This is a genomic window from Variovorax atrisoli 110B, assembly GCF_000382045.1.
GTDB lineage: Bacteria > Pseudomonadota > Gammaproteobacteria > Burkholderiales > Burkholderiaceae_C > Variovorax > Variovorax atrisoli.
Genome location: NZ_KB907455.1, coordinates 163,487 through 182,704, shown reverse-complemented (window position 1 = coordinate 182,704; position 19,218 = coordinate 163,487). Strand labels below are relative to the sequence as shown.

The following is a 19,218-nucleotide window of genomic DNA, read 5'->3' as shown; positions in this document are numbered from 1 at the left end:
AGAAGACAGGAAGATCGATTCAGCGCCCGAGCCGCGCGGCCAGCGCATCGGCCACGCGCTCCGCCGTCTGCAGCGTGCGGATGGTCAGCGGCGCCAGCAGCCGCAGGCCGCCGCCGTGGCCCGAGCGAGCGCGGTAGGCATCGTCGAGGCGCTGCCACTGCACGTAGAAATTTTCGGCGAAGCGCAGCATCAGGCCAAGGCCGAGCGCGATCCGCTCGGTGGGCACGCCAAGGCGCTGCAGCGGATGCAGCACGGCCTCGAGCACCGCCAGCAGGTCTTCGAAACGGGTGGTCAGCGTGAGCATCAGCGCGAGCGTGGCGGCGCTGGCCAGGCGCAGCGCGCTGGCCACGCCCAGCAGCGTGGTGCCCATCGCCCAGTGGAAGCCGACGATCAGCCCGCCCGCGACGGCCACGCCGAGCAGCATGCGCACGCGCCGCCACGCCGGTCGGCCGAGCGATGCAAACACCAGCAGCACCACCGCGCAGGCCGCCGCCAGGAGAGCGGGCCGCTCGACCAGCACCAGCAGCGTGCCGCACACCGACAGCACCGCGAGCTTGATCCATGCCGCGATCGCGTGCAGCCAGGTCGGCTGTTCCGAATAGAGGCTACGCATGGCGCCCCCGCTCGGCCGCCGCGCGCTCGCGCACGTCCTCGGCATAGGCCTCGCAGATCTCGCGGCCCGGTCCGTCGGCGCGCACCCTGCCCTGTTCGAGCCACAGCACGCGCTCGAAGTCGTAGACGTGTTCGAGCAGGTGCGTGGACACGAGGATCTGGTGGTCGCTCTCTTCCAGCTGCGCGGCCAGGCGCGCCTGGCTCAGCAGGTCGAGGCTGGCGAAGGGCTCGTCGAGCAGCAGCGTGGCCGGCTCGCTGATCTGCAGCGCGAGCAGGCACACCTGCTGGCGCTGGCCCTGGCTCAGCTCGCTCACTGCGCGCCCGGCCCAGGCTTCCAGCCCGCGACGCGCGAGGAAGTCGCGCGCCTGCTGCCGCGCCGCCTGCCGCGTCTCGCCGCGGGCGGTGAGGCTGAAGGCCAGCTCCTCGGCCACGGTCGGGAAGATGATCTGGTCGTCGGGGTTCTGGAACATCAGCCCGACGTGCTTTGCGAGCTGGCTGCGGTCGGTCCGCGTGTCGCAGCCATGCACCACCACGCGCCCCTGCTCGGGCTGGTCGAGCCCGCTGACGAGCCGGAACAGGCTGCTCTTGCCCGCGCCGTTGTCGCCGACGAGGCCGATGCGCATCTCCTGCAGCTCGAGCGTCAGCCCCTCGAACACGCGGTGGCTGCCGCGCACCAGCGTCACCGCTTCGAGGCGGATGCTGTGCGAAGAATCGGTATCTGACGGGCTGGGCGGCGGCAAGGGGCGCCCACTGTACCCGAAGCCGTCCGGCCGGCGCGAGGCTCAGGCCGTGGCGGGAAAGAGCGCGTTGAGCTCGCCGACCGACAGCATTCCCTCGCCCATCGTGCCGAAGCGGCCCTGGTCGAAAGCTTCGGCAGCGATGCGGTTCACCAGCCCCAGCGCGGACTGCAGCGGCCCGCAGCCCAGGCTGATGCGCCGCGCCCCGGCCCGCGCGAAGGCATCGACCGACGGCGCACCCGCATAGCCCGCGTACACGTTGAGCGGCAGCTCGAGCGCACCCGACAGCCGCGCGATCTCCTCAGGGCTGGACATGCCCGGCACGAAGATGCCGTCCGCGCCCGCCGCCGCATAGAGCTTCGCGCGGCGCAGCGCCTCCTCGAAACGCGCCACCGGGTCTTCCCATGGCACGAAGTAGACGTCGGTGCGCGCGTTGATGAAGAAGCGCGCATCCAGCCCGCGGATGGCCGCGATGCGCTCGCGCAGCACCTCGGGCGATGCCAGCTCGCGCGTACCGGGCAGGGTGCCGTCCTCGATGTTGATGCCGGCCGCGCCCATGCCGATCAGTTCTGCTGCGACTTCGCGCACCGCCTGCGCGCTATCGCCGAAGCCGCTCTCGATGTCCACGCTCACCGGCACGCTCGCTACGCGGCAGATGCGCGCGCAGGCAGCGAGCAGTTCGTCCACCGGCATGCGCTCGCCGTCGGCGTAGCCCAGCGACCAGGCCATGCCCGCGCTGGTGGTGCCGATGGCGCTGGCCCCGGCGCGCTCCACGATGCGGGCGCTGGCGGCGTCCCAGGCGTTGACGAGCACCAGCGGCGCGGGGCCCTCGTGCAGTCGGTGGAATGTCTCTGTCTTCTGCTGCGCGTCGCTGGCTCGCATGGTCATCCATTGGGCAAGTTGAGGAATGACCGCAGCTTAGGAACGGCGCGCCGCGCCGGCTTGGAAAAAACTGCTATTTCATTTCACGCCGTAGCCGCGCGCCGCCCGCAGCGCGATCAGGCTCACCACCACGCCGAAGCCCACGTAGAACGCCGGGGCGATCTTGCTGCCCGTGGCCGTGATGAGCCAGGCGCTGATGAAGGGCGCGAAGCCGCCGAAGATCGCCACGCCGAAGCTGTAGCTCACAGAGAGCCCCGTGCCGCGCGTGGCCGCCGGGAACAGCTCCGACATCGCCGCCGAGATCGGCCCCCAGTAGGCCGAAGCCACCACGCCCATCGCGGTGAGCGCGAGCATCAGCGCCGGCACCGACGGATGGTTCACCAGCAGGTAGAACAGCGGCACGATCATCACCAGCATGACCAGCGCCGCGGCGCGCATCACGGGAATGCGCCCCACGCGGTCCGACATGCTGCCGAACAGCGGCACCAGCACGAACTGCAGCACGCCGAACCAGAAGGTGCCCGCGAAGGCCATCGACGGCGGCAGGCCGAGCTGCCGCACCGCGAAGGTGGGCATGAAGAGCCCCGTGTAGGCCACGATGGTCGCGAGGATGATGAGCCCCATCGCCGCCAGCGTGCGGCCGCGCTGGTCGACCAGCGTGGCGCGCACGGGCGCGGCTTCCTGCGCGGCGCGCTTGAACTCCAGGCCTTCGTCGAGGTGGCGGCGGATGTACAGCCCCGCCGGCCCGATCAGCAGGCCGAAGAAGAACGGAATGCGCCAGCCCCACGACAGCAATTGCTCGGGCGTGAGCAGTGCGTTGAGCCCCATGCCGAAGCCGGCCGCCAGGAAGGTGGTGACGCCCTGGCTCGCGAACTGCCAGCTCGAGAAGAAGCCGCGGCGGCGCGGATCCTGCTCGGCCAGCAGCGCGGTGGCGCTGCCGAACTCGCCGCCGGCCGCGAAGCCCTGCAGCAGCCGCGCGAGGATCACCAGGCCCGGCGCCCACAGCCCGATCTGCGCGAAGGTCGGCGCCACCGCGATCAGCAGCGTGCCGCACAGCATCAGCGCCATCGAGAGCGTCAGCGCGTTCTTGCGCCCCCTGGCGTCGGCGTACGCGCCCAGCACCAGCGAGCCGATGGGCCGCATCACGAAGGTCACGCCGAAGGTGCCCAGCGTGATGAGCAGCGAGACGGTGTCGTTCTCGGCCGGGAAGAAGAGCTTGGAGATCGTGACGGCGAGAAAGCCGTAGATCACGATCTCGAACCACTCCAGCGCATTGCCGATGGAGATGGCGGTGATGACCCGCAGCGTGCTCTGCCGGGAGGCAGGCCCGGCGGGTTCTGAAAGGTCGGCGGTGCGTGGGGCGAGTGTGCTCATGGTGCTGCGTGCTCCAGGGATGGTTGATCTGCAAGGTCCGCGCCCGTCGCGGGCCGGACGCCGAAGTGGTGCAGCACGTTGCGCAGCAGCCCTTCGAATGAGGGGTCGGCGCCGAGCACCCAGCTCGCGCCGACGGCGCCTGCGTTGAACACGCGGCCGCCTTGCGGGCGCTCCCAATAGATCATCTCGGCCGAGAGCCCGCCCAGCGAATCGGTCGGCTGCGAGTAGTAGTCGAGGTAGGCGTCGAGCCGCCCGGGGCGCTGCCTGCGCCCCTCGGCGATGACCTGGATGCCGCGATGCGGCTCTGGCAGGCGCTCGCCCGCGGGCAGCGTGCGCGTCATGCGGCGCAGCGTCGCGACGCTCAGGTCCCACTCGTGGCCGATGGCCCTCGGCAGGCCACCGCCCGGCGCATGGCCGAAGGTGGAGCCTTCTTCGAGCCCCAGCGGATGCGGCTGCGTGAACAGGAAGTGCCCCGGCTGCGTCGCGTGGTACACGCCGAAGTCGTCGCCGTCGGCGAAGGCCCAGCCGGCCGACTCCAGTCCGATGAGGTCGGCGCACGAACGCCCGGCCTGCCTGAACTGGCCGCCGCGCGCCCAGTCCTGCGAGTGGTACTGCTCGCCGTAGGGGCCGGCGGGCGGGCGCAGCTCCACCGATTCGGCGCCGTCCTCGTCGCCGGGGCCGCGCACCTTGCGCTGCTCCATCACCGTGCATTCCTCGTCGTAGCTCACGCGCAGGTACATGGTGTTGCCCGACAGCACGATGGCGGTGCCGCCGTTCGAGAGGTAGTCGTCGAGCCCGTCGCAGGCCGGCTGCGACCAGTATTCGCTGTGGCCATTGATGAAGACCGTGCCGTAGGCCTTCAGCAGGCCGGGGTCGCGGTGCAGGTCGAGGTCGCTCGCCACGTCGTAGTCGTAGCCGCAGCGATCGAGCCACACGTGCAGGCGGCGCTCCAGCCGGGTCCACTGGCTGAAGCCGGCATCGGCCGGGTCGTACAGCGCATTGGGGCTGGCGTTGGGCCAGGGCATGCGCAGGCCGACCTGGTAGGTGGGCTGGCCGCCGCGGTGGTAGGTGTAGCTGCAGAAGGCCGGCGCCTCGGGGAGGCTGTTCTGCAGGCCGGCCGAGCGGCGCGGCCACACCGGGTCGCTCGCGACGTTCTTCGCGAAGGGCGTGGCCGCGTAGGCCAGCCAGCTGTTGGTGGCGCACAGCACCAGCACGGGCGCGGGAGCGCGGTTCGCAGCGCGCCGCACGATGAAGGTGATGTCGTATTCGGCGCTCCGGCCGTCGAGCAGGAAGCTCACGCGGCCCACGTACACGCCCGACTTCGCATCCGCCGGCATGCGGAACGCATGGCTCTCGGGCCAGCGGCAGTCGTAGAGGTCGTCGCTCGCCAGGCGCAGGCCGTGGCCGCGCGTGGGGTCCGTCAGCGGGTCGTAGCCGTCGTCCGAGAACTCGTTCACCCGGTGCGGCTCGAAGGCGGGGCCGACGATCATCCAGGTGCCGTGGTTGACGATGCGGCCGGTGCGCTGGTGGCCGCTGGCATCGGCCACCACGTCGCCGCGCTCCTCGCGCAGCGGCCAGCAGGCGAGCACGGTACGGCCGCGCGGCGTGTGCAGGCCGCGGTCGGCGAAACGGGCCTTGACCTCGTGGGCCTGCAGCGCGTGCGAATAGATCGCCGGCATGACGATGTCGCCCTCAAGGAACGCGTCCGCCAGGCCGTCGATGCCACTGCTGCCCAGGCGCAGCGGCGCGCGTCCCGGCTGCAGCGGGCCGTCGAAGCGGCCGCGCGCGACGGCTTCTCCGTCGAGCCACAGTACCGTCTCGCTGCCGTTCCATGTCGCGACGACGTGGTGCCAGCGCCGAGGCTGCAGCGCACCGCCCGAGAGCTGCCCCTCGGCGCGGAAGGCGCCGCCGTCGCCCAGATGGAACACCGCGCGCCCGTCCTCGTCGATGAAGAGCCCGTAGCCGCAGGCGCCCGCCAGGTCGAACTGCCCGATCACGCTCTGGCGCGTGCCCAGGCTCCACACCTGCACCCAGCATTCGAGCGTGAGCGCGCGCAGCGGCTGGTCGAGCCCGCGCTCGACGCGCACGTAGGAGCCGGGGTGGATCGGGTGCACGCGCGGCGCCGAAGGCTCGAAGGTGTGCAGCACCGCGTCGTCCGTGCGGCCCTCGGTGTCGGAGCCGAGCTGGCACACGGAGAGCGTGTAGGGCACGTCGCTGCTGATGTGGAAGCGCACCACCTCGCCGGCGGCCACGCTCTTGCGGTCGGTGTAGCCGTGCACTCCAGGCACCTGCAGGCTGCGGTGCGGGGGAAGGATCTTCTGCTGCTGCATCGTCATGCCGCGGTGGCCAGGCCCTTGGCCGCGATCTCGTCGGCCAGGCCGCGCAGCGAGCGTTCGAGCAGGTCCGCCAGTTCGTCGATCTCGGCCGGCGTGATGGTCAGCGGCGGCGTGATCATCTGGAAGTCGCCGAAGGCGCCCAGGTTGGCGCGCCGGTTGTACAGCGCGATGCCGTGCTTCAGGCCGTGCTCGGTGAGCCGCGCCGGCGCGTTGAAGCTTGCCGGCAGCTGCCGCTTCGTCGCCTTGTCGGCCACGATCTCGATGGCGGTGAAGAGCCCCTTGCCGCGCACGTCGCCCACGATGGGCGAGCGCGCCGCCACCTCGCGCAGGCGCGCCATCAGCAGCTCGCCCATGTCGCGTGCGCGCCTCACGAGATCTTGCTCGATCACCTCGCCGAGCACCGCATTCGCCACCGCGCACGACAGCGGGTTGGTGAAGTAGGTGTGGCCGTGCACGAAGCCGCCGCTGCCCGCGACCGCGTCGACGATGCGGTCGGGCACCAGCAGCGCGCCCAGCGGCGTGTAGCCCGCCGCCAGCCCCTTGGCGAGCGTGACGAAGTCGGGCCGCGCGCCGGCCCAGTGGTGCGCCGCGAGGAAGGCGCCAGTGCGGCCCGCGCCGCTCATGATCTCGTCGTAGATCAGCAGCACGCCGTGGCGGTCGCAGATGGAGCGCACGCGCTCGAAGTACACGGCGGGCGCCACCGCCGCGCCGGTCGAGAGCCCGCCGATCGGCTCCATGATGAAGGCCAGCACCGTGTCGGCGCCCTCGCGCACGATGGTGGTCTCGAGCTCGTCGGCGCAGGCCAGCGCGTGGCTCTCGGCGGTGTGGCCGGCGGGAATGCGATAGGACAGCGGCGCGCTCACCTTCGGCATCTCTCGCACCATCGGCCCGTAGATCGACTGGGTGTGCGCATCGCCCGTCACGGCCAGCGCACCCAGCGTGGAGCCGTGGTAGCTCGGGTTGCGCGAGATGACCTTGACGCGCTTCAGCTGGCCCGTGACCACCGCGTACTGCCGCGCCAGCTTGATCGCCGACTCGTTGGCCTCGGAGCCGCCCGAGACGAAGAAGGCCCGGTCGAAGCCCTCGCCCGCCAGCGCGCAGACGCGGTCGGCCAGCTCGATGCTCTGCTCGCTCTCGAAGAAGCGCGGGTAGGCGAAGGTGACGCGCGCCGCCTGCTCCTGCATGGCGGCCAGCACGCGCGGATTGCCGTGGCCGATGTTGGCGACCACCGCACCGGCCGTGGCGTCGAGGAAGCGGTGCCCGCCCTCGTCCCACAGGTAGACGCCCTCGCCGCGCGCGATGCGCGGCGGCCGCGGCGTGCCCTTGGCGGCGTAGAAGCCGAGCACGGAACCGCCCTTGGGCGTGTCTCCCACGGTGCGGGAGGTCTTGTCTTCGATCGTCGAGGCGCTCATCGGCGGGTAATCCATTCGTTCGCAGGTCTTGAAGGCCCCAGACGATAGGCACGGCCGGCCCTTGCGGGTAGACGTATGGTCCGATGAAGTGCTATACGTCTGGCGCATGAAGAACACCCACGACCGCCTCGACCTGCTCCAGACCTTCATCCGCATCGGCGAGAGCGGATCGCTCAGCAAGGCGGCGCGACTGCTCGACACCACGCAGCCCACGGTGAGCCGCCGCCTGCTGGAACTGGAGCGGCTGCTGGGCGTCAAGCTGGCGATCCGCAACACGGCCAATTTCTCGCTCACCGACGAAGGCCGCTCGCTGCTGGCCGAGGCGCACGACCTGACCGACCGCTGGTCAGGCCTCTCGCAGCGGCTGCAGGGCGGCCAGAGCCGGCCGGAGGGCACACTGCGCGTGATCGGACCCTCCGGCTACGGCACAGGCTTCCTCACCGACGCGGTGACCGACCTGCGCGCGGCGCATCCGCAGCTGCGCGTGGAGCTCACGCTGACCGACCGCGTGGTCGACCTCGCCGCATCCGGCGCCGAGTGCTGGGTGTGCGTGGGCGAAGTGCGCGACCCCGGCCTCGTCTGCCGCACCGTGGGCCGCATGGAGCGGGTTCTGATCGCCACGCCCGAGCTGCTCAAGCGCACCGGCCCCATCACGCTCGCCCGGCTGCCCCAGGTGCCGTGCGTGGGGCTGATCCCGTACGTGACGGGCAATGTGCGGCTCATCAATCGAGCGGGCCGCTCGCGCATCGTGCCGCTGGACACGCCCATCCGCACCGACAGCCTGCTCGCGAGCTACCGCGCGATCCTCAACAGCGCGGGCATCGGCGCGGCGGCGCCGTGGATGTGCCATGACGACATGCAGGCCGGCCGCCTCAAGCGCGTGCTGCCGAACTGGTGGCTGGAGCCCATCGGCGTGCACGTCGCGCTGCCGCCGGGGCTGTACCGGCCGGCGCGGGTCACGGCCTTCGTGGAAGCGCTGCGGCGGCGCATGCACGCCCTGCCGGGCTTCAGGCCGGCGGGGTGAGACCCGGCTGCATCAGCGCGACGACGGGATAGCGGCGCCATCCCGCTTCCGCATGGCGCCGGCCGTGCGCGAAGATGAAGCCCAGCACCGCCTGCGGGTCGCCCAGCTTGTCGGGGTTGTCGGCCTTCCACTGCTCGAACAGGCGCTTCAGCCCGGGCTCGTCTTCCAGCATGCGCAGCGCGGTGTCCTCGAAGACGTAGGCCGAGAAGTTCTCCTTCTTCTCCAGCACGCTGTTGAAGAAGCCCCAGCGGAAGAAGCTGTCGTGCGCGAGCGGCTCCAGCGTCTCGACGGCATAGCGGGCACCCGGCTGGTCCAGCGAGACGAGAACGTCGCCCGCGCGCGCCTGGAAGGGCTCGGTGCTTTCCGACAGCACCACCTCGTCGTGGAACATGTGGCCTTCGTAGGCGTTGGGGCGGGAGGCCACGTCGCGGATGCGGTAGACACGCACCGCGTCGAAGAGCCGGTCTTCCTCGAGCCGCTCGAGCGCGACGCCGTTCCACGCCAGCCGCTCGATCGCCTCGCGCCATGCCTGCGGCACAAGGTAGGCCCTGGGCGCAGCGGCCGTCGCTTCCTCGATGCAGCGGTCGAAATGGACGATGTCCTTCTCCCACGGCTGGCTGCGGTCGTAGGCCAGACGCTCGTAGTTGCCCAGCAGGCTGGGCGTGCGGACCGCGCTGTAGCCCTTGAAGCGCAGGCTCGCGGGCCGGCTGCGGTCGTTGCGCCAGGTCAGCGGCCAGCGCGTCTGCCGCGCGGCTTTCGCCTTCGCCTCGCGGCGCAGTTCCTGGATGCGCGCCGCGTTCGCGATGGCGAAGTCGAGCACCGTCTCCACCAGCGCCCGCATCGAGGCCACGCGGTCGGCGAAGGGCTTGAGCATGTGGGTCTCGGGCATGAAGCCGATGGTGTGGTGCAGCGCGGCGTAGCCGGTGGAAAAGCGCGGCAGGTCGAGGAAGTCCTCGATGCCGTCGTCGGGCGTCTCGGCCAGCAGGTTCATGTACGGGCAGGTGGGCCAGCCGCGCCGCTCCATGCCTGCGTAGATCGCGGGCAGCATGCTCTCGCGCAGGAAGGCGCCGAGCCCGCCGCCGAGCTTGTCGGGCTGGGTCGGGATCAGCGTCATGGTGTAGCTGTAGTCCGCGCCGTTGGAGGTGTGGGTGTCGACCATCACGTCCGGGTCCCACGCGGTGAAGAAGCGGTTGAACACCTGCGCGGCGAGGCTGTCGCACTTGATGAAGTCGCGGTTCAGGTCCAGGTGCCGGCCGTTGCCGCGGAAGCCGAAGGATTCCGGCCCGAGCTGGTTCACGCGCGAGGTGCTCTGCCGCTCGATGCAGCCGTCCACGTTGTAGACCGGGATGAACAGGAACACCGTCCGGCCCAGCGCCGCCAGCCGGTCGGGCCGCGTGCAGAAGTCGCGCACCAGCGCCATGCAGGTGTCGATGCCCTCGGGCTCGCCAGGGTGGATGCCGTTGTTGTTGAAGAACACCGGCCGGCCCTGCCGCTTGAGCGTCTCGCGGTCGAACACGCCGTCGGCGCTGACCACGCCGGCATGGAGGGGAACGCCGGTGTCCGAGGTTCCGATCTCGCCCCAGCGCAGCACGCCGGGGAAGTCCCTGGCCAGCCGCTCGTAGAAGGCGATGCATTCGGCCCAGGTGGCGGTCTGGTTGCCGTTGCCTGCCTCGAAGGGCGTGACGTACGAGGTGTCTTGTGGAGCGGTCATGGGAAGAAGGCTACAGTAGTCGCCCTTCCCGGTCATCCAGCCCTTTTCTTTCTTCCAAAGAGCCAGACAAGGCCGCAAGCAATACACATTCATTCAAGGAAACGACATGGGCGCCCAGTGGAAAGCCAAGCACAAGGACATCGCCGCCAACGCCAAGGGCCGGCTGTTCGGCAAGCTCGTCAAGGAAATCGTGGTGGCCGCGCGCAACGGCGCCGACCCCGCCTCCAACTCGCGCCTGCGGCTGGCGGTGGAACAGGCCCGCAAGGCATCGATGCCCAAGGAAACGCTCGACCGCGCCATCAAGAAGGGCGCGGGCCTGACGGGTGAATCGGTCAACTACGAGCACGTGATCTACGAAGGCTTCGCACCGCACCGAGTGGCGGTGATGGTCGAATGCCTCACCGACAACGTGAACCGCACCGCGCCCGAGATGCGCGTGCTGTTCCGCAAGGGCCAGCTCGGCACCTCGGGTTCGGTGTCGTGGGACTTCGACCACGTCGGCATGATCGAGGCCGAACCCGCGAAGCCCGATGCCGACCCCGAAGTGGCCGCCATCGAGGCCGGCGCGCAGGACTTCGAGCCGGCCGGCGAGGACCACCCCGCCGTCTTCCTCACCGACCCCACCGATCTCGACCTCGTGAGCCGCGCCCTGCCCGCGCAGGGCTTCACGGTGCTGTCGGCCAAGCTGGGCTACAAGCCGAAGAACCCCATCGATCCCGCGAGCCTGGGCGCCGAGGCGCTGGAGGAAGTCGAGAGCTTCCTCGCGGCCATCGACGCGAACGACGACGTGCAGAACGTGTACGTGGGACTGGCCGGGTGAGCATCCTTGCCGGCAGGTGCCTGTGCGGCGCCGTTCATTACGAGGTGGCCGACGAGTTCGCCTACTCGCTGAACTGCCACTGCTCGGACTGCCGGCGCGCGACCGGCTCGGCCTTCAAGCCCTTCGCGGGCATCGAGCGACGCAAGTTCGCCATCACGCAGGGCGAGGACGGCATCGCGGTCTACGGCGAGCCCGACGCGGGCGACCTGCACTGCGCGAAGTGCGGCTCGCTGCTGTGCTCGGTGGTGCGCGAGGGGCAGTACGTGCACGTCACGCTGGGCACGCTGGTCGATGCGCCTTCCATCCGCCCGAGCGCGCACATCTTCGTAGGCTCGAAGGCGCCGTGGTTCACGATCACGGACGACCTTCCGCAGCACCAGGGCCACGTCGGCGCACAGTGAGCGGCGGGCTCAGGCCTCGCTCGCCTGCGCGTCGACGTGCACCAGCTCGTTGATGGCCTGCATCAGCGTGGCCGCGCTGACCGGCTTGAACAGCACCGGCACGCCCCACTCGCGCACGCGCTGCAGGCGCTCGGGCGCGGTCTCGCCGGTGATCAGCAGCATCGGCGCATCGAGCCTGAAGCGCTCGCGCAGGCGCAGCCCGACCTGCAGTCCCTCGGCGCCCTCGGCCAGGCGGTAGTCGCACATGAGCAGTGCCACCGGGTTCAGGTCCGCATCGGGCTGCATGAGCACTTCCGCCGCCTCGTCCTCGTCGGCCACGGCCACCGCGTCGATGCCGTAGGCGCGCATGAGCTCGGTCATCGCCTCGCGGATGTCCTCCTCGTCGTCGATCAGCAGCACGCGCCCGCCGAGTTCCGGGACCTGGAAGAAATGGCGCACGAGCGATTCGGAGTCCGGCAGCGGAAGGCCGTCGCGCGGCGCCTCGCCGGCCTCGGCCAGCGGCACGGTGAGCCGGAAGCGCGTGCCGCGTCCGGGGCGCGAGCGCATCTCGACCTCGTGGCCGAGCAGCCGCCCGAGCCGGCGCACGATCGAAAGCCCGATGCCCAGGCCCCGCGAGCGGTCGCGCCCCGGGTTGTTCACCTGGTAGAACTCCTCGAAGATGCGCTCGGCCTGCTCGGGGGCGATGCCGATGCCGGTGTCGCGCACCTCGATCCACACCTGCTCGCCGCGGCTGCGCGCAACCACCGTCACGCCGCCCTGGCGGGTGTACTTCAGCGCGTTGTCGACGAGGTTGGAGAGCATGCGGTAGAGCAGTTGCCGGTCGCTGCGCACCCACAGGCCGCTGGCGCGCACGCGCAGCTGCAGACGCCTGCGCTCGGCCTGCACGGAGAAGGTGTTGTGCAGCGGAAGGAACAGCTCGTCGAGCGACAGCGCGTGCGGCTCGGGCTCCACCACGCCGGCGTCGAGGCGGGAGATGTCGAGCATGGTGTCCAGCGAGGCGCCCAGCGCGTTGACGGCGCGCATCAGCCGCTCGACGTTCCTTTCCTCGGGTCGGTGGCGCAGCGTGTTGCCCAAAGCGGCGCCGAAGAGCGCGATGGCGTGCATGGGCTGGCGAAGGTCGTGGCTGGCGGCGGCCAGGAACTGGGTCTTCTCGGCGCTGGCGCGCTCGGTGGCCGCGATCTGCTCGCGCAGCTGGGCCGCTAGCGCCTCGTTCTCGAACTGCAGGATCAGCGTGGCCGTCAGCCGCTTGTTCTGCCTGACGCCCTCGCTCAGCGTCAGCACCAGGTTGACGAAGGCGAAGCCCGCCAGGAACCAGTTGAGCGCGCCGCCGTACCAGGCCAGCGAGAGGATCAGCCCGCTCATCATCGGGATGCCGTAGCCGAACATCGCGGTGCGCAGCGGCCAGCGCGCCTGCACGGCGCGGGTCCAGCTGCCCATGATGACCACCGTGACGAAGGTGGTGAGCATCGAGTCCTGGATGCTCACCAGAAAAAGGCTGCTGGGCGCGGTCACGGTGCTGATCGCGGTGACGATGCGCGTGTACTTCCTGGCCCAGGCCGGCGTCTCCTCCAGCGGCACCTGCGGCGTCCAGCGCGGCGTGGCGATGGCATACAGGTCCACCAGCACGATCGCGGTGATGAGCGCCACGATCAGCAGCCTGAAGGCCGGATCGACGAAGAAGTAGCCGAAGCACCCGATGCCGATGGCGAAGCCCATGTGCGCCACGATGGCCGTGGTGTGGCCCGCGTACAGCGAGGCCACGTGCTCGCGCAGCACGCGCATCTCGAGGGTCGGGTCGAGGGGCAGGTGCCCCGGGGCCGGATCGTTCTTGTTCATGTCCCTTGTCTCCCTTCGGGGTCTTCGTCGAGCCCCGTTTGCCTGCCTGCGCAGGATTCGGCTCAGCGCAGGCTGCTGATCAACTGCGCGCGCGAACGCATGCCGAACTGCAGAAGGATGCCCGCGACATAGTTCTTGACCGTGCCCTCGCTGATCTCTGCGAGCATGGCGATCTCATGGTTGCTCTTGCCCTCCAGCAGCCAGTTGAGCACCTGCAGCTGCCGCTTCGTGAGCTTGTGCCGCGCATGGTTGGACGACGGCGCCACCGCCTCCGCCGGCGCAGGCGGCGCGGGAGGCTGGTAGTTCACCGCGTCGCCGCCGAGCAAGCCGCAGGCGCGGATGAAGCTCACGACCTCGCGCAGAGTGGCGGACTTCGGCAGGTAGGCGAAGGCGCCCAACGTCATCGCACCCTGCGCGAGGGTGTCCTGCGCGAGCGAGGTGGTGCCGGTGCCCGACAGCACCACGACGCGCGCGGCGGGATGGCGCTCGCGGAACGCCATGAGGCCGCTCAGCCCCTGCGTGTCGGGCAGGGCCAGGTCGAGCAGCACCAGCTCGATGGCGTCCTCATTGGCCTCGTAGACGGCCATCGCCTCGGCCAGGTCGCCGGCCTCGAGCACCTCGATGGGCATCGCCGAGGTGTTGGCCTGCAGCAGCGCGCACACGCCCATCCTCACCAGGTCGTGATCGTCCACGACCAGGATGGCGCGCGGCCGGGCGGGGTCCTGCGATGTCCCCTGTGCCGGGGATGAGGGCCTATCGGTCTCTGTCATCCCCGGATGCTAGGGGTCGCTTGTGGGCACCGTAAGTGCCCAAAGTCATGGCCGCGCCCGGCGATGTCAGAGAGGCTCGAGCCCCACCCTCTTCATCATGGCCTCGGTGAATACCATTTCTCTAGTGAAGCCGCTCGTGTAGGCCGGCCCGTCCTGCATGTCGACCCTGCCCCCCTGCTCCTGCAGCGCCGCGACCACCCTGGGCTGTGCCAGCGCCTTCTCGAAGGCGGCGCGGATGCGCTGCACGACCGCATCGGGCGTGCCCGCCGGCACGGAGATGCCGCCCCACGAAGTGAGCTCGGCCCCCTTCACGCCCAGCTCGGCCAGCGTGGGCACCTGCGGCAGCATGGGGTTGCGCGTCGTTCCGGCCACCGCGAGCGCGCGCAGCTTGCCGCCCAGGATCTGCGGGTAGGCCACCGCGAGGATCGGCATGCCGAACGCGACCTGGTCGCCCAGCACCGCGTTGACCAGCTCCGAGGCGCCCTTGTAGGGCGCATGCAGCGAGCTGACGTTCTCGGCCGACAGCAGCATCTCCACGCCCAGGTGCGAGGGCGTGCCAACGCCGCCCGAGGCATAGGCCAGCCGCCCGGGTTGCGCCCGGGCCTTGGCCACCAGGTCGGCCAGGCTGCGGATGTCGGAACTGGCGTTCACGATCAGCACCACGTCGGAACTGGACAGCCGCATCACGTGGCGGAAGTCCTTCAGCGCGTCGTAGCCCGGGTTGCGGTACATGCGCATGTTGGCGGCCATGGGCGCGGCCGAGTAGATCCAGGTGTAGCCGTCGGCCGGGGCCTTGGCGACGATGCGCGCGCCGATGTTGCCGGCCGCGCCGGCCTTGTTCTCGATCACCACCGGCTGGCCGATGACCGGCGCCACGGCTTCCGCGAGGATGCGTGCGGTGATGTCGGGCCCGGTGCCGGCCAGGTAGGGCAGCACCCACTTGATGGGACGGCTGGGGTAAGCCTCCTCGGCCTGCGCGAGGCCGGGGCCCAGGGGCAGCAGCAAGGCGGCCAGGGCGTGGCCCAGCAGCCTGCGGCGGTGCGGATCGGTCATTCGTCTTGTCTCCGGTTTCTTGTATCTCTTCGTCTCTTCGCTGCTTCTCGGAACGCGCGAGGCGCCCTAGCCCGTCTCGGACGCCAGCAGCTCCTTGGCGATGGTGTTGCGCTGGATCTCGCTGGTGCCGGTGAGCACGCGGTACATGCGCAGCAGGCGGAAGAGGAACTCCACGCGCCGGCCCTGCACGATGCCTTCGCCGCCATGGATCTGCACCGCGCGGTCGGCCACGCGGAAGGCGGTCTCGGAGCAGAACAGCTTGGCCATGGAGGCCTCGGCGCGCGCGTCCGAGCCGGCGTCGATCTGGCGCGCGGTGTGGATCATCAGCGCGCGCGCAGCGGCCAGCTCGGTCGCCATGTCGGCCAGCATGTGCTGGATGGCCTGGAACTGGCCGATGGCGCGGCCGAACTGCCTGCGCTGCAGCGCGTAGTCGCGCGCGTCGCGCAGCGCCACCTGCGCCAGCCCGACCATCGCCGGGCAATGCAGCAGACGGTTGGCGGTGATGCGGCCCAGCGCCAGCGCCAGGCCGCGGCCCTGCTCGCCGATCAGGTTCGCGGCCGGCACGCGGGCGTTCTCGAACACGATGTTGCCGGTGCCCGACTGCCCCGCCATGGTCTTGTAGCCCGACTCCACGCGCACGCCCGGTGCAGACAGGTCGACGAAGAAGGCCGACACCTCGCGCTGCGCGGGATCGGTGGCGGTGGAGGCGACCAGCACCGCGAAGTCGGCAAAGGGCGCGCCCGAGATGAAGCGCTTGCGGCCGTTGACGACATAGTCGTCGCCGTCGCGCACCGCGTGCGTCTGCACCGCGCCGGCGTCGGAGCCGGCCTGCTCTTCCGTCAGCGCGAAGCAGATGGCCTTCTCGGCCTCGGCCACGGGCACGATGAAGTTCTTCATCTGCCACGGCGTCGCGAAGCGTGCCAGCGCACCCACGCGCGGCGGGCCGCTCAGCTCGCCGAACACGTGCGGCGCGAAGGGCGAGCCGGTGGCGTAGATCGCCTCCTTGATGAGCGCATGGTCGAGCACCGCGAGGCCCATGCCGCCCATCTTCTGTGGCAGCGTCATGCCGTAGAAGCCCAGCTCGCGCGAGCGCTTCCACACGCGCTGCAGCAGCTCGCGGGACGCGCCGCGCTCGCTGTCGACGTCGTGCTCGCGCGCGAGATCGGCCAGTTCGCCGTTCAGGAAGGCCTGCACGCGCACGATGACTTCGGCTGCGCGCTCCGAGCCCTCGAAGGGGCCCGCGAAGATCGGCGACATGTTGTCGATGACGGGTGTCGTCGCATCCATCTCAGTTCACCATCCTCTCCTGGCCCGCCCAGTACGGGGCCTGCACCGCCTTGCGCATCACCTTGCCGTTGGGGTTCTTCGGCAGCGATTCGACGAACTCGATGCGGCGCGGGCGCTTGAAGCCGGCCAGCCGCTCGCCGCAGAAGGCGTCGATGGCCGAGCCGTCGGCTGCGCGGCCGGGCTTGAGCACCACGTGCGCCGCCACCGACTCGCCCCACTTGTCGTCGGGAATCGCGAACACGCAGGCTTCCTGCACCGCCTCGTGCTGGAACAGCACCGCCTCGACCTCGGACGGATAGACGTTGAAGCCGCCGCTGATGACCATGTCCTTCTTGCGGTCGACGATGTAGACGTAGCCCTCCTCGTCCATGCGCGCGAGGTCGCCGGTGTGGTAGCGGCCGTTCTTCAGCACCTCGGCCGTGAGCTCGGGCGCGCGCCAGTAGCCGGCGAAGATGTCCTCGCCGCCGACCACGATCTCGCCGATCTCGCCGGTGGCCACGGGCTGGCCCTCGTCGTCGAGGATGCGCACGTCGCATTCGAGCAGCGGGCGCCCGCAGGAGGCCAGCCGCTCGGGGCGCGCGGCGCGGGCATGGAGGTGATCGTTCGTGGTCAGCGCGCACACGCCCGAGGTGGTCTCGCCCGCGCCGTAGCCCTGCGAGAGCACGGGGCCGAACACGTCCATGGCCTTGAGGATGCGCGCAGGCGCCATCGGCGCGGCGCCGTAGCCCAGGCGCTGCAGGTCGGGCAGCGGGCGGTACTGCCCTTCGAGCTCGCCCAGCAGCATGTTGATCATGGTCGGGACCATGAAGGTATGCGTCACGCGGTCGGCACGCATGTCGGCGATGAAGCGCGCCGGCTCGAAGCCCGAGAAGAGGCGGATCGTCACGCCGCTGCACAGCGCCGGCACGATCTGCATGCCCGAGGCGTGCGTGACCGGCCCCACGAGGCCGAGGATGTGGCCCTCGTGCATGCCCTCGGAGCGGATCAGGAACTTGCGCAGTTGCGCGAGCCGGTTGCCGAAGGTCTGCATCGCGGCCTTCAGCACGCCCGAGGAGCCCGAGGTGTAGTGCAGCACGGCGAGTTCGTCGGCATGCACTTCCACCGGCGTGAATGCATCGCCGGCGCGGGCCAGCGCGGCCTCGTAGCCGGTGGCGTCGTCGCCATCGATCAGCAGCAGGCGGGGCATCTCGCCGCGGATGTGCGCACGGAAGCTCTCGGCGCGCTCGCGGGTGGTGACGATGATCGCGGCCTCGCTGTTGGCGGCGATCTCGCCCACTTCGCCGGGCGACAGGCGCGAGTTGAACGGCGCCTTCACGAGGCCGGCCTTGTAGCAGGCGATCTCGACCTCGACGATCTCGGCGCAGTTGGCCAGGTAGATGCCCACGCGGTCGCCGCGCGCAAGGCCGAGGCCCAGCAGCGCGTTGGCGAGGCGGTTGCTGCGCTGCTCGAGCTGCGCGTAGGTGAGCGTGCGCGCGGGGCTCATCACAGCGACGCGGCGCGCGTTGGCGCGCGCGCTGCGCGCCACGAGGGCGCCGACGTTGGCGACCATGCGCCTGGGGGGAATGGATGGGGGATTGATGCTTGTCTCCTGGGTGCCGCGACGTGCGATCGCGCATGTCGCCGTTCCGCTCTTGCGGTCAGCGGCACTGTTCCAGAAGCGCGGCTGCAGGAGAAATACTGTTTGCTGATCCGGGGCCATCACCGGAATTGATGGCCTTCGCCCGATGGCGCGTGCCCTTGCGCGTGCCCTTGTTCGCGCCCGGGCTCAGCCGCGCATCGTCCACTCCGCCATCCACTTGCGCTGCCCGATGAGGCTCTTCGCTTCAGCGGTCAGCGCATCCACCACCACCTGCGCGACGGCATCGAGCGGACGCTCGGGCGTGACCAGCGTGTAGGCGCGCGAAAGCTCCGGATTGACCACGCGAGCGACCAGCCAGCCTTCGCGAGGCGGCGGACTGTCGCTCAGCGCGCAGGCAGGCACGAAGGTGAAGCCGGCGCCATTCAGATAGAGGGAGCGGATCACCCGTGCCGAGTCGTGCTCGTGGACGATGTTCAGCGGCACGCCGCGCGCATTCGCCGCGCCTTCCACCGACTGCCGGATCGCGAAGCGCCGCGACTGCAGCACCAGCGGCTGCGCCGCGGCGTCGGCAAGATCAATCACCGGGTACTGCGATGCCTCGGCGCCTGCGTCACCCTTCGCCGGGCGCCGCCGCCCCGCGGGCACTGTGGGCGCCGCGCGCAGCAGCCGGGCGACGCGGCCATCCGTATCGCGCCCGCAGAAGTACATGCCTTCGCGCGCCATCGGCCTGCAGCGCAGGCCCTCCAGCGGCGGCGTGTCGACCAGGATGCCGACGTCGGCGCGGCGCTCCAGAACGGCCTTGCACACCGTCAGGCTCAGGCCGTCGAGCACGAAGACGCGCACGCGCGGATGCGATTCCTTGAGCGCCGCGAGCACCGGCCCCATCAGCAGCGAGGCGAGCAGGAAGGGAATGGCCAGCGTGACGGAGCCCTCGGGACCCTGCGGCAGGCGCTGGATGCGCTCGCGCATGGCGTCGGCGTCGCTCAGCAGGCGGCGGGCGTCGTCGTAGAGGCGCAGCCCGGCCGACGTGGGCGTGACGCCGGCATGCGAACGCTCGAAGAGCTGCACGCCGAGTTCGCTTTCCAGCTTCTTGATCTGCGCCGTGAGCGCCGGCTGCGCGACGTACAGCGCCCCGGCCGCGCGGGAGAGGCTGCCGGCTTCGAGCACGGCGATGAAATAGCGGAGGGTGCGCAGGTCCATGGGTTACGAGTGTGGGGCCGGGGCTGGCTACTATGCCTCGCGGGTCGTTCTCGGTCCTCGCAGGCCTCCCGGGCAGGTAAACCCTGATCGGCGATCAGGCATCTGTCCGGAAACTGGACACACTATTTGCCTGAATAACTTACATACGCCGGCAGCGGACCAGGAAATCTGTTGTGGATCAAGG

At 70.3% G+C, this 19,218-nt stretch carries 16 protein-coding genes; 3 read left to right on the top strand and 13 right to left on the bottom strand.

Annotated features, from left to right (window positions below; genetic code table 11):
• Positions 1-19: 19 nt before the first annotated feature.
• From G369_RS0118675 to G369_RS0118650, 6 genes are all read right to left on the bottom strand, one after another.
• Positions 20-613 carry a CbiQ family ECF transporter T component gene (locus tag G369_RS0118675; protein ID WP_019655546.1) on the bottom strand — a complete coding sequence of 198 codons (594 nt, stop codon included), beginning with the start codon at positions 611-613 and terminating at the stop codon, positions 20-22.
• Positions 606-1,352 (bottom strand): energy-coupling factor ABC transporter ATP-binding protein, encoded by a 747-nt coding sequence (locus G369_RS0118670; protein ID WP_019655545.1) that lies wholly within the window; start codon positions 1,350-1,352, stop codon positions 606-608. Before G369_RS0118670 ends, G369_RS0118675 begins: the two co-directional genes overlap by 8 nt.
• Before the next feature lie 42 nt (positions 1,353-1,394).
• The gene (locus G369_RS0118665) at positions 1,395-2,231 is read right to left on the bottom strand and encodes an isocitrate lyase/PEP mutase family protein (protein WP_038115253.1); all 837 of its coding nucleotides are present in this window, start codon (positions 2,229-2,231) and stop codon (positions 1,395-1,397) included.
• Between the two features lie 78 nt (positions 2,232-2,309).
• Entirely contained in the window at positions 2,310-3,605 is a 1,296-nt protein-coding gene (locus tag G369_RS0118660; RefSeq protein WP_019655543.1) for an MFS transporter, read from the bottom strand.
• Positions 3,602-5,941: a LamG domain-containing protein gene (locus G369_RS0118655; RefSeq protein ID WP_019655542.1), complete on the bottom strand. Its 2,340-nt coding sequence runs from the start codon at positions 5,939-5,941 to the stop codon at positions 3,602-3,604. Before G369_RS0118655 ends, G369_RS0118660 begins: the two co-directional genes overlap by 4 nt.
• The gene (locus tag G369_RS0118650; RefSeq protein WP_019655541.1) at positions 5,938-7,353 is read right to left on the bottom strand and encodes an aminotransferase family protein; all 1,416 of its coding nucleotides are present in this window, start codon (positions 7,351-7,353) and stop codon (positions 5,938-5,940) included. Before G369_RS0118650 ends, G369_RS0118655 begins: the two co-directional genes overlap by 4 nt.
• A gap of 106 nt (positions 7,354-7,459) precedes the next feature.
• Between G369_RS0118650 and G369_RS0118645 the strand changes: the two genes are divergently transcribed.
• Entirely contained in the window at positions 7,460-8,377 is a 918-nt protein-coding gene (locus G369_RS0118645) for a LysR family transcriptional regulator (protein WP_019655540.1), read from the top strand.
• Here the strand turns inward: G369_RS0118645 and G369_RS0118640 are convergent.
• Complete coding sequence (locus G369_RS0118640; RefSeq protein ID WP_019655539.1) at positions 8,361-10,088, bottom strand: M14 family zinc carboxypeptidase; 1,728 nt, start codon at positions 10,086-10,088, stop codon at positions 8,361-8,363. The genes G369_RS0118645 and G369_RS0118640 overlap by 17 nt on opposite strands.
• A gap of 106 nt (positions 10,089-10,194) precedes the next feature.
• Between G369_RS0118640 and G369_RS0118635 the strand changes: the two genes are divergently transcribed.
• Both G369_RS0118635 and G369_RS0118630 read left to right on the top strand, forming a co-directional pair.
• Entirely contained in the window at positions 10,195-10,908 is a 714-nt protein-coding gene (locus G369_RS0118635; protein WP_019655538.1) for a YebC/PmpR family DNA-binding transcriptional regulator, read from the top strand.
• Positions 10,905-11,309: a GFA family protein gene (locus tag G369_RS0118630; protein ID WP_019655537.1), complete on the top strand. Its 405-nt coding sequence runs from the start codon at positions 10,905-10,907 to the stop codon at positions 11,307-11,309. The genes G369_RS0118635 and G369_RS0118630 overlap by 4 nt, the downstream gene beginning before the upstream one ends.
• Before the next feature lie 9 nt (positions 11,310-11,318).
• Here G369_RS0118630 and G369_RS0118625 read toward each other — a convergent pair whose 3' ends face one another.
• The 6 genes from G369_RS0118625 to G369_RS0118600 all read right to left on the bottom strand — a co-directional run bounded on the left by G369_RS0118625 (position 11,319) and on the right by G369_RS0118600 (position 19,034).
• Positions 11,319-13,145 (bottom strand): ATP-binding response regulator, encoded by a 1,827-nt coding sequence (locus G369_RS0118625; protein ID WP_019655536.1) that lies wholly within the window; start codon positions 13,143-13,145, stop codon positions 11,319-11,321.
• Between the two features lie 62 nt (positions 13,146-13,207).
• Positions 13,208-13,915, bottom strand: a complete 708-nt coding sequence (locus G369_RS0118620) for a response regulator transcription factor (protein ID WP_019655535.1) — start codon at positions 13,913-13,915, stop codon at positions 13,208-13,210.
• A 66-nt stretch (positions 13,916-13,981) separates the two neighbouring features.
• A complete protein-coding gene (locus tag G369_RS0118615) occupies positions 13,982-14,968 on the bottom strand; it encodes a Bug family tripartite tricarboxylate transporter substrate binding protein (protein ID WP_019655534.1) in 987 nt (328 codons plus the stop codon).
• Positions 14,969-15,034: 66 nt separating this feature from the next.
• Positions 15,035-16,255 carry an acyl-CoA dehydrogenase family protein gene (locus tag G369_RS0118610; RefSeq protein ID WP_019655533.1) on the bottom strand — a complete coding sequence of 407 codons (1,221 nt, stop codon included), beginning with the start codon at positions 16,253-16,255 and terminating at the stop codon, positions 15,035-15,037.
• Position 16,256: 1 nt separating this feature from the next.
• The gene (locus G369_RS0118605; protein WP_019655532.1) at positions 16,257-17,804 is read right to left on the bottom strand and encodes an AMP-binding protein; all 1,548 of its coding nucleotides are present in this window, start codon (positions 17,802-17,804) and stop codon (positions 16,257-16,259) included.
• A 216-nt stretch (positions 17,805-18,020) separates the two neighbouring features.
• Positions 18,021-19,034 carry a LysR family transcriptional regulator gene (locus G369_RS0118600; RefSeq protein ID WP_019655531.1) on the bottom strand — a complete coding sequence of 338 codons (1,014 nt, stop codon included), beginning with the start codon at positions 19,032-19,034 and terminating at the stop codon, positions 18,021-18,023.
• Positions 19,035-19,218 lie beyond the last annotated feature (184 nt).